13 protein-coding genes are annotated in these 12,531 nt (G+C 72.4%); 4 read left to right on the top strand and 9 right to left on the bottom strand.

Annotated elements, in window-relative coordinates:
- The first annotated feature begins 3 nt into the window (after nucleotides 1–3).
- From OG892_RS37930 to OG892_RS37920, 3 genes are all read left to right on the top strand, one after another.
- A complete protein-coding gene (locus OG892_RS37930; RefSeq protein WP_371631447.1) occupies nucleotides 4–1,293 on the top strand; it encodes a sensor histidine kinase in 1,290 nt (429 codons plus the stop codon).
- Nucleotides 1,290–1,973: a response regulator gene (locus OG892_RS37925; protein ID WP_371631446.1), complete on the top strand. Its 684-nt coding sequence runs from the start codon at nucleotides 1,290–1,292 to the stop codon at nucleotides 1,971–1,973. The genes OG892_RS37930 and OG892_RS37925 overlap by 4 nt, the downstream gene beginning before the upstream one ends.
- Before the next feature lie 144 nt (nucleotides 1,974–2,117).
- Nucleotides 2,118–2,309, top strand: coding sequence for a hypothetical protein (locus OG892_RS37920; protein WP_371631445.1), 192 nt, complete (start codon nucleotides 2,118–2,120; stop codon nucleotides 2,307–2,309).
- 15 nt (nucleotides 2,310–2,324) lie between these two features.
- Here OG892_RS37920 and OG892_RS37915 read toward each other — a convergent pair whose 3' ends face one another.
- From OG892_RS37915 to OG892_RS37900, 4 genes are all read right to left on the bottom strand, one after another.
- The gene (locus OG892_RS37915) at nucleotides 2,325–4,403 is read right to left on the bottom strand and encodes a prolyl oligopeptidase family protein (protein WP_371631444.1); all 2,079 of its coding nucleotides are present in this window, start codon (nucleotides 4,401–4,403) and stop codon (nucleotides 2,325–2,327) included.
- Between the two features lie 18 nt (nucleotides 4,404–4,421).
- A complete protein-coding gene (manD, locus tag OG892_RS37910) occupies nucleotides 4,422–5,636 on the bottom strand; it encodes a D-mannonate dehydratase ManD (RefSeq protein WP_371631443.1) in 1,215 nt (404 codons plus the stop codon).
- 139 nt (nucleotides 5,637–5,775) lie between these two features.
- Nucleotides 5,776–6,600, bottom strand: a complete 825-nt coding sequence (locus tag OG892_RS37905) for a FadR/GntR family transcriptional regulator (RefSeq protein WP_371631442.1) — start codon at nucleotides 6,598–6,600, stop codon at nucleotides 5,776–5,778.
- A gap of 110 nt (nucleotides 6,601–6,710) precedes the next feature.
- Nucleotides 6,711–7,142, bottom strand: a complete 432-nt coding sequence (locus OG892_RS37900) for an SRPBCC family protein (protein ID WP_073733930.1) — start codon at nucleotides 7,140–7,142, stop codon at nucleotides 6,711–6,713.
- A gap of 227 nt (nucleotides 7,143–7,369) precedes the next feature.
- On the opposite strand from OG892_RS37900, the gene OG892_RS37895 reads away from it, so the two are divergent.
- Nucleotides 7,370–8,059, top strand: coding sequence for a haloacid dehalogenase type II (locus tag OG892_RS37895; RefSeq protein ID WP_371631441.1), 690 nt, complete (start codon nucleotides 7,370–7,372; stop codon nucleotides 8,057–8,059).
- 57 nt (nucleotides 8,060–8,116) lie between these two features.
- On the opposite strand, the gene OG892_RS37890 is transcribed toward OG892_RS37895, so the two are convergent.
- The 5 genes from OG892_RS37890 to OG892_RS37870 are packed head-to-tail and all read right to left on the bottom strand — an operon-like array spanning nucleotide 8,117 to nucleotide 12,473.
- On the bottom strand, nucleotides 8,117–9,211 hold the full coding sequence (locus tag OG892_RS37890; RefSeq protein WP_371631440.1) for a zinc ribbon domain-containing protein: 1,095 nt from the start codon (nucleotides 9,209–9,211) through the stop codon (nucleotides 8,117–8,119).
- A gap of 4 nt (nucleotides 9,212–9,215) precedes the next feature.
- A complete protein-coding gene (locus tag OG892_RS37885) occupies nucleotides 9,216–9,779 on the bottom strand; it encodes a phage tail protein (protein ID WP_073733933.1) in 564 nt (187 codons plus the stop codon).
- Nucleotides 9,776–11,734, bottom strand: a complete 1,959-nt coding sequence (locus OG892_RS37880; RefSeq protein WP_371631439.1) for a putative baseplate assembly protein — start codon at nucleotides 11,732–11,734, stop codon at nucleotides 9,776–9,778. Before OG892_RS37880 ends, OG892_RS37885 begins: the two co-directional genes overlap by 4 nt.
- Nucleotides 11,734–12,156 (bottom strand): GPW/gp25 family protein, encoded by a 423-nt coding sequence (locus tag OG892_RS37875; RefSeq protein ID WP_073733935.1) that lies wholly within the window; start codon nucleotides 12,154–12,156, stop codon nucleotides 11,734–11,736. The genes OG892_RS37880 and OG892_RS37875 overlap by 1 nt, the downstream gene beginning before the upstream one ends.
- Nucleotides 12,156–12,473, bottom strand: a complete 318-nt coding sequence (locus OG892_RS37870; protein ID WP_073733936.1) for a PAAR domain-containing protein — start codon at nucleotides 12,471–12,473, stop codon at nucleotides 12,156–12,158. Before OG892_RS37870 ends, OG892_RS37875 begins: the two co-directional genes overlap by 1 nt.
- Nucleotides 12,474–12,531 lie beyond the last annotated feature (58 nt).

Below are 12,531 nucleotides of genomic sequence, written 5' to 3'. Positions count from 1 at the left end.
GCCATGACGGGCACGGGTGGCGCGGGTCCGCGACCGCGAAGCGCGTGGTGGCGGGAGGGTGCGGTCACGGCGACGGCGTTCGTGCTCTGTCTGCTCGGTGGCGTGGCGCAGGTCGACGACACGTTCTCGGCGCCGCCCGCCAACGCCTATGTCATCGCCGTGGTCTCCTGTGCCGCGCTGGCAGCGCGTCACCGGGCGCCCCTGGCGGCGCTGGCGGCCACGACCGCGAGCGGCGTACTGGTTCCGCTCCTGGGCCTCCTGCTGAGCCCGCCGATCGTGGCCCCCGCAGTGATCACCGCCTACTCCTACTCGCTCACCGCGCGCACCGAACGGCGCGCGGTGGGCGCGGTGGCACTCGCCTCGCTGGTGCTGCTGGCCGCCTCCACCCCTTTGTCCGGGGGCCTCTCGTGGCAGGACGCGAGCAGGATGACGTCGGTGGCGGCGGCCGTACTGGTGGCCGGCGTGCTCGGTCACTCGGTGCGGAACCGACGGGCCTATCTGGCGGCGGTGGAGGAGCGGGCCCTGCGGGCCGAGAAGAGCCGGGACAGCGAGGCGCGCCGCAGGGTGGCGGAGGAGCGGGTACGCATCGCCCGGGAACTGCACGACCTCGTGGCCCACCAGATCACCCTGGCCAACGCACAGGCCACGGTCGCCGCCCACCTCTTCGACAGCCGCCCGGAGCAGACCCGCAAGAGCCTGGGGCAACTCGTCGAGACCACCGGCCACGCGCTCGACGAGCTACGGGCCACGGTCGGTCTGCTGCGCCAGTCCGGGGACGCGGCGGTGCCCGCGGAACCGGCGCCGGGACTGTCCGGGCTGCCCGTCCTCCTGGAGTCCTTCCGCCGCGCGGGCCTGGAGGTGTCGGTGCACCAGGAGGGCACGGCCAGGCCGCTGCCTCCCGGGGTGGACCTCACCGCCTTCCGCATCGTCCAGGAGGCCCTGACCAACGTGACCAAGCACGCCGGGAGCGGCAGCGCCCGGGTGCGCCTCGACTGGAGTCGCGAACGTGTCACCCTCACCGTCGCCGACGACGGAGGCGGTCCACGCAGCGCATCGAGGCCGACCGGCCCGCTGGATCCGCCGGACCGCCCGCCGCCCGGCTACGGTCTGATCGGGATGCGTGAACGTGCCACGGCGGTCGGGGGACACCTCTCCACGGGCGGGCGCCCGGAAGGCGGCTTCCTCGTCCGCGCCCAGCTCCCCGTCCCGCCCGCCAAGGACAGGACCCGGCCGGCCGACGGGGCGGCGGCCGGCGAATCGACGGACGACGGAAAGGCCGGGGACACACCGTGAAACTCCGAGTGGTGCTCGCCGACGATCAGGCCCTGCTGCGCGAAGCCTTCCGGCTGCTGCTCGACAGCGCCGACGACATCACCGTGGTCGGCGAGGCCGCCGACGGCAGGGAGGCGGTGGGGCTCACCCGGGAGCTGCGCCCGGACGTGGTGGTCATGGACATCCGGATGCCCGGGACGGACGGTCTGACCGCCACCTCCGAGATCTGCGCGGACCCGGAGCTGCGTCTCAGCCGCATCCTGGTCCTCACCACGTACGAAACCGACGAGTACGTCGCTCAGGCGCTGCGCGCGGGGGCCGGCGGCTTCATCGGCAAGGGCATCGGGGCGGAGGACCTGCTGGACGCAGTCCGGACGATCGCCGCGGGCGACACGCTCCTGTCCCCCGCCGCGACCCGTTCCCTGGTCGCGCGCTTCCTTGCGACACCGGACGAACCCGAGCCCCGCCACCCGGAACAGCTCGCCCTGCTCACCCCCCGCGAACGCGAGATGGTGGCCCTGGTCGCGACCGGTCTGTCCAACCAGGAGATCGCGCAGCGGATGTTCCTCAGCCCCTTCACCGTCCGCGCCCACGTGCAGCGCGCCATGACGAAGCTGGAGGCCCGCGACCGCGCGCAGCTCGTCGTCATCGCCTACCGGACGGGCCTGGCCCGCGCCGCTCCCGGCAGCGGCCTCGCTTGACCTGTACCGGGCAGCCGGGCCGGCTGAGTGCCCGTCAGCATAGGATGTCCTCCACCAACTGTTCGTACGGGTGAGGGGTGGGGTCCGAAGGTGTTCGGGGGCAAGAAGACAACAGAGGGCGGGCTGCCGAGGATCCCGCGGAGCGTGGATCCACGGCGAGCCCGCGCCCTGCCGGTTCCGGCCCAGGCGCAGGTGGACGCGCGCATGTTCATGCTGGGTGGCGACAGGATGCGGGCGCTCAAGGTGATCCTGGATGCGACCGGGTACGACCTGCGCGGGGCCCGGGACATCACGTATGCGCTCGTCTACGACATCGAGGTCCCGACACCGAACTGAGCGACGCCCGTACGGTCAGCCGGCCGCCGGCCGCTCCTGTGGAGTGAGGTGCTGCCACAGGAAGGTGTGCATCAGGGCGCTGTTGTGGGCGGCCTGCTCGTTGTCGCCTGCGCCCGCGTGTCCGCCGCCGGTGTTCTCGTGGAGCAGTACGTGGTGGCCCAGTTCGCGCAGCCGTGCCGCCGCCTTGCGGGCGTGGCCGGGGTGGACGCGGTCGTCGCGGGTCGAGGTCGTCAGGAGCACCGGCGGGTAGGCCCGGTCCGCACTCAGCCGGTGGTACGGGGAGAGCGCGCGCAGGTGGGGGCGGTCGGCCTCGTCGTCCGGATCGCCGTACTCGGCGATCCATGACGCGCCGGCGAGCAGCTCGTGGAAGCGGAGCATGTCCAGCAGCGGTACCTGGGCGACGATCGCGCCGAACAGCTGCGGGGAGCGGGTGAGCATCGCGCCCATGAGCAGTCCGCCGTTGCTGCCCCCCGCCGCGCCCAGCATGGCCGGGGTGGTGATGCCCCGCGCCACCAGGTCCGCGGCGACGGCCTCGAAGTCCTCGAAGGCCCGTGAACGGTTCGCGCCGAGTGCGGCCCGGTGCCAGTCGGGTCCGTACTCGCCGCCGCCCCGGATGTTCGCGATCACGTAGGTGCCGCCCCGTTCCAGCCACGCGCGGCCCGTTGTGGCGCCGTAGAACGGGGTCAGGGAGACCTCGAAGCCTCCGTATCCGTAGAGCAGGGCGGGCCCCGGGCCAGCGCCGGGGGCCGAGCGGTCGGGGCCGATCACGAAGTACGGCACCCGCGTGCCGTCCTCGGAGACCCCGAAGTACTGCTCCGCCGCCAGCCCCGCCGTGCCGAAGCGGGCCGGGGCCTGCTTGAGGATCTGCGAACCGGCGCCGATCTCTCCGTAGTACAGGGTGGACGGCTGCAGGAATCCCGACACGTCGAGGAAGTACTCGTCGGAGACGTCCGGGTCCGTGTCGACGACGCTGACGGCGGACAGCGGGGGAACGTCGGCGAGCGGGCTGCGGGCCCAGCCGCCGGGCGCCGGGGTGAGCACCTCGATGCGGGTGCTGACGTCGCGCATCGTCTCCAGGATCAGGTGGTGCCTGGTCCAGGAGTGCCCGGCCAGGGCCGTCCGCTCGTCCGGGGTGAACAGCACCTCTGCGGTCCGGTCGCCCGCCAGGAACGCGTCGAAGCCGAATGCCAGCAGGGACCCCGCCGGGTGTCCGAGCCAGGCGGATTTGAGGCTCACGACCAGATACTCGCGATGGGCGTAGGCGTCGGCGTCGTCCGGCACCTCGATCCTGACGAGTGAGCCGTCGGCGGTCAGGAGGTGCGTCTCGCTGTGGTGGAAGTCCAGCGACCGGAAGACGAAGTCCCGTTCGAAGCCGGGGGTGCTGTCGTGCCAGCCTCCGGCCGACACGTCCTGCGTCCGGCCCTCGAACACCGGGGTGGCGTCCTCGGCCGGTGTGCCGCGCCGCCATCTGCGTACCGTCCGCGGATAGCCGGAGTCGGTCATGGAGCCCGGCCCGAAGTCGGTGCCGATGAAGACGGTGTCGGCGTCGATCCACCCGATCCGCGTCTTCGCCTCCGCCACCTGGAAGCCGTTCTCGACGAAGGTCCGGGTGGTGAGGTCGAACTCCCGGACCACGACGGCGTCACCGCCGTCGCGCGACAGGCACACCAGGGCCCGGTCGTACTCGGGATGCCGGACCCGTGCGCCGGCCCACACCCACTTCTCGTCCTCCGCCGCGGCGAGCGCGTCGATGTCGAGGACGACCTCCCACTCGGGGGCGTCCTTGCGGTACTGCTCCGGCGTCGTGCGCCGCCACAGTCCGCGCAGATGCGCGGCGTCCCGCCAGAAGTTGTAGAGGAACGCTCCGCGACGGACGGTGTACGGGATGCGGTCGGAGGCGTCGAGTACCTCCCGCAGCCCCTCCTTCAGGGTGGTGAATCCCTCGTCGGTGGCCAGTGCGGCCGCCGTCTCGGCGTTCCGTTCGGCCACCCACGCGAGCGCGGCCCCACTCTCGATGTCTTCCAGCCACAGGTACGGGTCTTTTTCGATCACACCCCGAATTGTGCAGGTCCGGGACGCGCGGCGGGACCACATCACCCGATGCCACGAGGATCACCAGTCGTGGACGGTCCCGTCGTGGAGGCGGTTGACCGGCAGATACGCCTGGGCGTACGGGTGGGCGGCCGCCAGCTCCTCGTCCAGCTCGACCCCGATGCCGGGAGTCTCGCCCGGGTGCAGGTACCCGTCCGTGAAGGTGTAGGCGTGGCGGAACACCTCGTGGGTGAGGGGGGTGTGGCCGGAGTACTCCTGGATGCCGAAGTTGTGGACGGCCAGGTCCAGGTGGACGGCGGCGGCCATGCCGACCGGGGAGATGTCCTCCGGTCCGTGCACGGCGCTCTTGATCTGGTACTGGGCGGCGAAGTCGAAGAGCTTGCGCAGCGGTGTGACGCCGCCGAAGTGGGTGACCGCGGACCGTACGTAGTCGATCAGCTGCTCGGTGATCAGCGCCTGGTAGTCGTGCACCGTGTTGAAGACCTCACCGATGGCCAGGGGCGTGGTGGTGCTGCGGCGCACCAGGCGCAGCGCCTCCTGGTTCTCGGCCGGTGTGCAGTCCTCCAGCCAGAACGGCCGGTAGGGCTCCAGGTCCTTGCCGAGCCGGGCGGCCTGGATCGGGGTGAGTCGGTGGTGGGCGTCGTGCAGGAGCGGCAGTCCGGGGCCGAACTCGGCGCGTACCGCGTCGAAGACGGCGGGCATGTGGCGCAGGTACGCCTCGGTGTCCCAGTCCTCCACCAGGGGGCGCGCCTGCTGGTGGAGGACCTGCGAACCCTTCTCGTCGGTGTCGGACACCCCGTAGACGGCCTTGAGGCCGGGGATGCCGGACTGGATGCGGATGGCGGGGTAGCCCTCGGCGAGCCTGGCCCGTACGGAGTCGAGGAGTTCGGGGATGTCCCGGCCGTTGGCGTGGCCGTAGGTGCGGACGCGTTCGCGGCTCGCGCCGCCCAGCAGCTGGTAGAGCGGGAGTCCCGCGGCCTTGGCCTTGATGTCCCACAGCGCCACGTCGACGGCGGCGATGGCGGCCATCGTGACCGGTCCCCGACGCCAGTAGGCGCCCCGGTACAGCGACTGCCAGGTGTCCTCGATCCGGTGCGGGTCGAGGCCGGTGAGCAGCGGGGCGACGTGGTCGGTGAGGTAGCTGACGACGGCGAGTTCCCTGCCGTTCAAGGTGGCGTCCCCGAGGCCGGTGAGTCCTTCGTCGGTCGTCAGCTTCAGGGTGACGAAGTTGCGGCCGGGGCTGGTGACGACGACCTTGGCGTCGACGATCTTCATGCGTGTGTTCCCTTTCCGGATGCCGGGTCCACCGCCTCGGACCTGGTGGTCCAACTGGTAGGACCAGTTGGTTCAGACGGGACCGTAACAGCGGGAAGGGTGTATCGGCCAGCCCCTGGCGGAAAACCCGCGAGGGAGGCTATGTGCCGGTTCTGCTGCCGTCCCGGCGGCCTTCGGCCTGCCCCAGCAGCGTCTCGATGTGGTTGCGTGCCATGGTGTCGACCCGAAGGTCGAGGTCCGCCCCGTAGGTGCGCAGCCCGAGCAGCAGGTGCTCCCGCATCCGTGCGCAGGCGAGGTCCACGTCCCGTGCCTCGACCGCTTCGAGGATCTCCGGGTGGTGCGGCACCCCGGGTTCACCGATCGACGGGTCGGAGTTCGAGCGGAGCATCATCTCGAACATCATCCCGCTGATCGAGGACAGCATGATCCGCAGGACCGGGTTCTTGCTCGCCACCGCGATGGCGTCGTGGAAGTCCATGTCTGCCTGGGCCTTGACGACGACATCGGCCGCCGCTTCCAGGGCGTCCCGTGCGGACCGCATGGCCGCGAGGTCCTCTTCCGTTGCCCGGCGGGCCGCCAGCCGGACCATCTCCACCTCCAGCGGGATCCGCGCCTCGATGAGCTGCCGGACGGTGGGGCGGCCCGCCCGGTACAGCGCGTCGTACCCCCTGGCCTGCCCGGAGGACTGCTCCCGGACGAAGGAACCCCGCCCCGGGGCCACTTCGATCAGGTGCTGGGCCTCCAGCCGCCGCAGCACCTCGCGCACCACGTTCCGGCTGGAGCCGAACTGGGCGGCAAGCTCGCGCTCCGAGGGGAGTTTCGTCCCGACGGCGATCTCTCCGGACCTGATGTCGTGTTCCAGCTGACGGGCGATGCGCTCCGTCAGGAGTCCGCGCCTGGCGGGGTCCGCGACCGGGCCGGGCCGCTCGGAACCGGACGGGGAGGAGGCGTCGGACGGCTGCATGTCGGCAGCGTACAGGCCGGTCACGGCCCGTACCCGCCCCTGGACCCGGCCGGGTGGAGTGCCGGTCCGCGCTGCCTCGCGGACGTGTGCGGCGAGCCCGGCCCGAATACTCAGAAGCCGCCCGCCGCGGTCCGCTCGGCCAGTTTCTGGAACTCGCCCAGGTCGTAGTTGGCCAGGACCGAGTCGAGGTTGGTGAACGCTCCCAGGTGCTCCACGAAGCCCTGGGGCTCGTATTCGATCTGCAGAGTCACCCGGCTCGACGCGTCGTCCAGCCGGTGGAAGGTGACGACGCCGGCGTGGTGGACGCCCTCCGTCGTCTTCCAGGCGATCCGGTCCTCGGGGACGACTTCGGTGAGTTCGGCGACGAAGACCTTGTCGGCCCCCGGCAGTGCGAGCTGCCAGGCGAAGCGGCTCTCGTCCAGCGGATCGACGCGCTGGACATGGCTGAGGAACCTGGGCCAGCGCTCCACATCGCGCCACAGCGCCCAGCTGATGGCCACCGAGGCCTTGATATCGACGGTCTCGACGATCGAGGAGGACATGAGGTCTCCTTAACAATTCGGCAGACCGGCAGGTCGCCGGATCCGTACGTGTGCGGACTCGCGTCCGGACATCGTCCCGGGTACCCGCGTCCGGCCCCGGCACACCCGGACCGCGCCGGGACCGCCGGGAATCAGGCACCTTCCCACCGTGTTCGACCGACAGTCCAGGAATCCAAGAGTCCAACAGCCGTTCGCACGGCCCTGCTTCGTCCGGGAGACCTCACCTCATGTCAGAGCCAGAGATCGACGCCATCGTCTTCGACGTGCTCGGCACGCTCGTCGACGAACCCGCCGGAATCCGCGCGGGAATTCGCCGGCTCGACCCGTCGCTGGACGATGCCGGGACCGAGCGCCTGCTGTCGCTGTGGCAGCGGCACATCGACCGCGAGCAGCGCCGCGTCCTCGACGGCAGCCGGCCCTATCTGCCCAGTGACGCCCTGGACCTGGAGGCGGCCCGGCTCGTCGCCGACGCGGCCGGTTCTGAGGATCCGGCCGCTGTGGAGGCGCTGGCGCTGTCGGGCAGCAGGCTGTCGCCCTGGCCGGATTCCGTGGCCGCCCTTGCCCGGCTCGCTCAGCGGTACCCGCTGATCGGGCTCTCCAACGCGAGCCGGACGGCCCTGCTCGGGCTCAACGCCCACGCGGGACTGCGCTGGCACCAGGCCCTGTCCGCCGAGGAGGCCCGTACCTACAAGCCGGACCCCGAGGTCTACCGGCTGGCCGTCACCGTCTCCGGACGGGCGCCGGAGCGGCTGCTGATGGTCGCCGCCCACGCGTGGGACCTGCGCGGTGCGCAGGCGCTGGGCCTGCGCACCGCCTATGTCGCCCGTCCCGTCGGTGATCCGCCCGCGGTCTCGGACCGGTTCGATCTGTATGCCGAGGGCCTGGCGGACCTCGCGGAACAACTCGGCGTCGGCTGACCGGGCGCCGTTGACCCGGTGCCGGTCCGTACGGGGCGGAGCTGAACCGCCGCCGGTTCAGCTCCGCTGGAAGAACTCCACCTCCGCCAGGGCCAGGTGACGGCCCTTGGTCAGGCCGGCCGGCGAGCTGAGGACCAGGCGCACCGTCTTCACGTCACTGATCCCGGTGGACACCGTCTGGGACCCCGCCTTGTCGCTGAGGGTGACCTGCTTCGTGTGCTTGTCGCCGTCCTGCGTCGTCACCTCCAGGTCCACCCGGAGTGCGCGCCCCTGCCGGGCGTACTCCTCCGGAGACTTGGACGCCCCGTTGGTGATGAGCAGGTCGACCAGCCGGAACGGCTTGCTGAACGTGTACGTGACCGAGGCCTCCGGCCCGGGTGCGCCCCAGTAGCGGTTGTTCAGCCCGTCCGTGGTGTTCTTCGCCGGGTGCCGGGGGATCTCCGCACTGGCCGCGATCCCGACCGGGGTCACCGCCTTGGGCTTACCCATCTTGTCCTTGGTGTCCTCGAACAGGGCGCGACCGGCCGGCAACAGCAGGAGGCCGCCCGCGCACAGGGCCAGCAGCACGGCCAGGATCACCAGTCCCCGTACCACCTTCCCCGAACTGGCCCGCGCCCGGCGGCGGAACGGCCACACGGTCCGCCACCACGGCAGCGGCGCGGGCTTCTCCTCGGGATGCAGCGGAGCGGCGCAGCGTCGGCAGAACCGGCGACCCGGCAGGTTGGGCGTCCCGCAGGCCGGGCAGGGCGCCCCCGCCGCCTCTTCCGGCGCCGCCACGGGCCGTACGACGGGGCGTGGGGCCACCGGCTTCGCCGGGAGTACGGGCAGCACGGGGTCCTGCGCCGACGCCTCGGGGGCGGGCGAGGCCGGGGCGGGACTCGCCACGGGCGCGGGTGCGGGTGGTGTGGCGGGTGGCGGGGTCGGGGGCGAGGGGGCCGGGGGCGAGGGGGTGGTGGCCGGTGCGGCGGCGGCCTGCGCCGGGGTGGGTTCCGCCGGGGCCGGAGCCGTCAGCCGCTCCGGTGGAGCCTGGGTGTTCGCGGGCGGCGTGCTCGGGGCCGGTTCGGTGTCCGACCAGCCCAGGTACGCGCCGCAGTTGCCGCAGAAGGCGTCCGCTGAACCGTTGGACGCCCCGCAGGTGGGACACGCGCGCATGGCGTCACCTTCCTTCATCGGCGGGCGGGCCGGGCAGGACCTCCACCCGGCAGACGGTGTGCACCGGGCACATGGCCCGGACGATCTCGTTGACCCGGCCCACGTCCACCACCGGATCGCGGCCCGGCCACACCCGGACCAGGATCTCGGCGGAGGGCTCCGGCGGCAGTTCGGCACCGGCGGTGCGCGACCACGCCGCACCGCCGTCCCCGGTGATCGCGGCGTCCACGCCGAGCCCGAGCCGCAGCCCCTCCACCAGTCCGCGCCGGGTACCGCGCCAGCGGTGCAGCTCCACCGCCCGGACCACCGCCTCACGGCGCAGTTCCACCGGCCAGCGCGGATCGTCGACCGCGCCCACCCACGATGCCAGCCAGGCCACGAAGTCCGCCGGGGCCACCCGGGGGTCGAAGTAGGAGGGCAGGTTGTCGAGGGTCGCGAACACCGGGGCGAGCACGGTGTCGAGCCCCTCGGTGAAGCGCTGCGCGAAGTCGTCGTCGGCGTACAGCGCGGGGAGTTGTCCGCCGATCGGATGCCTGCTGGGCAGACCGGGTACGGCCGCGCGGCTCATCCCCGTACCTCCGGTTCGATGGCGGTGACGACCACCTGGTGCTGGTACGAGAAGACCAGTGCGCCGGCCGCCACGTCGATGCGGTCTGCGGGCGCGCCCCGGCGTCCCGTCGTCGGGTCGGCGGCGAACAGCCGGATCTCCTCCACCAGCGCGTTGCCGGTGGCGCGTTGCAGCACGCCGAACACCTCGCCGTACTGCACCGGACGGCCGAACGGCCACCCCGTGCCGTCCGGGCCGCCGTGCAGCGGGTTGAGGAGCCGGAACAGCGCGTCGAGCGCCGCTTCGCGCACCCGGTCGGTGTCGCCCGGCGCCGCCGCGAGCCTGGCCACGACGGTGACGCCCTGGTAGACCGGCGGCTCCACCACGAGGCGGGTGCCGATCAGCCGTCGCTCGTCGAGACTCGCGGTGATCGCCCGGAGCACCTGGTCCGACGGGATCAGCTGCTCGAACCTGAGCCGGTCGCCCTCGTCGGCCACCGCGTCCGGTACGACCAGGACCTTGACCGCGCCCGCACCGTCCCCGGCGGGCATGCAGCGCACCCGGCGTACCGACGGCGCCGCCCGGCGGCTGATGATCTCGTAGTCCTGCGCGGTCACCGCGCGTTCCTGCATCCGCAGCGCGTCCGGTGCCCGGAGCTTCGCGTTGGCGACGGTCTCACCGGCGACCCCGCCGCGCGCCGCCTCCCGGTTGGTGACCCGCGCCACGTACGGCACGGAACTGCGCAGCACCGAGATCACGCCGCGTGCGACGTTGCCCGCCGGGCCGCCCCCGGTGCGGTAGCGGGCCACCCGCAGCTGGGCGCCCTTGGGCGGTACGGCGCCGCAGTGGCGCAGCGTGCCGTCCGGCTCGCGCAGCACCGGGGGGAAGGTGAACTCGCCGGTGGTGGCGTCCACCCGGACGTGCTGGTCGGCGGGGCCGGAGCGGCCGAAGTGCTCGACCACCTCCCAGCGGCGCCACCCCTCGGCGGAGGACACCTCCACCACCGGGGGGTCGCCGTCGAGGAGGACCGGCGGGCGGCCGAGCCGGAACGTCTGCCCCGCCACCCCCTCCGAGGTGCCGAGCGGTACGTCGGTCACCGTCTCCGCGTGCTCGGCGTACATGGTGCCGCCCACGGTGAACACCGCCGCCTCGCGCACGGTCGGTGACTCCGAGTAGAACGGCTGGCCCGGTTCCGGCTCGGTGACGCGGCAGCGCAGCCAGCCGGCCCTGGTCCCGCCGATCACCGACGCGGTGTGCCCGGCCGGTACGTGGACGATGACCTCGCCGGGACGGTTCAGTCCGCCGGTGGTGTCCGTGCCGGTCTCGCACGCGCGCCAGCCACCGCCGTCCCACGCCTCCCACACCAGCGGGGGCTGGCGCGGGTCCACGCCGATGCCCTCCACCCTGCTGTCCACGCGCACCGCGACCACACAGCGCGGGACCGGCACCGGCAGGCCGAACAGCAGCGCGTCGCCCGGCTCCGGTGTCGCCTGGAAGCAGGGCACGTCGAGCCCTTCGGCGAGCGTCCTGGTCCTATCGCTCTGCTCACCGGTCCGGGGCGAGGTGACGAGCTTCATCAACTCGCTCGGGACGATGTGGAGTTCGTCCGCGGTGGTGAACACCACGGCTTCCTCGGTCTCGCCGCGCACGGTGGTCACCTCGGTGCCGGCGGGCAGCGTCACCGTCTCCGGCTGCGGCGCCGAGAGCCAGAAGTCGACGTCGGCTCCGGCGGCGGCCGGCGGGAACAGGCAGATGCCCAACAGGTCGAGGAACGCGGTGTAGTTCTTGTCCGGGACACGGTTCAGCCGGTACAGCAGCTGGTCCACGAGATAGGCGAACGTCTCGATCAGGGTGACGCCCGGGTCGGAGACGTTGTGGTCGGTCCACTCCGGGGCGCGCTGCTGCACGTACCGCTTCGCCTCGTCGACGAGTTGCTGGAACCGCCGGTCGTCCAGGTTGGGGAAGTCCAGAGCCATCAGTCCGCGACCGAATCCTCGGTCTCCTCCTCGGAGGGGATCGTGTAGAAGGGAAAGACCAGGTTGCGCCGGTCGTTGGTGGAACGCACGGTGTAGCGCACGTCGATGTAGAGGGTGCCGTCCTCGACCGCGTCGAAGGCGACCACCACGTCGTCCACCGCGATGCGCGGCTCCCATCGTTCGAGCGCCTCGCGGGTCTGCTGCGCGATGCGGCCGGCGGTGGCGCCGTTGCCCGGGGCGAAGACGTAGTCGTGGATGCCACAGCCGAACTCGGGACGCATGGGGCGCTCGCCGGGCGCGGTCCCGAGCACGAGCCGGATCGCCTCCTCGATCTCCCGGTCGCGTTCGACCATGGCGATCCCGCCGGTCGGCCCGACGCGCAGCGGGAACGCCCAGCCGCGCCCGATGAACCGCTCGCTCATCACATGCCCCCGATGCGGACGTTCTGGGCGCCGGTCAGGATGTTCCCGGAGCACGCCGTGCGGTCGCCCGCCCGCGCGGCCGGCAGCCCGCCGATCAGTACCGTGCCCGAGGCGAGCGCGGCCGGGTCGGGCAGTATCACGTTGGCCGGCCCCAGCAGGGCGTGCGGGGGGATCGGGCAGGTGTGGAGGCTGCCGACGACGGCGGCGGGACGGCCGCCGATCAGCACCCGCATCACCGCGGCGGCGGCGCCGGGCGGCGCAGTGGCGATCACACCACCGTGGCTGGTGGGGTCGCCGGTACGGGCTGCGGCTGGCATACGGCACTCCTTGCGGAAGGTCCTGGGCCCGGAGGCCGGTCGCGGATTCGGTCGGGTG

Origin of the sequence: Streptomyces sp. NBC_00341, from assembly GCF_041435055.1 — a bacterium.
Taxonomy (GTDB): domain Bacteria; phylum Actinomycetota; class Actinomycetes; order Streptomycetales; family Streptomycetaceae; genus Streptomyces.
Note: the sequence above shows the minus strand (reverse complement) of the source record. Positions and strands in the feature narration are given on the sequence as shown.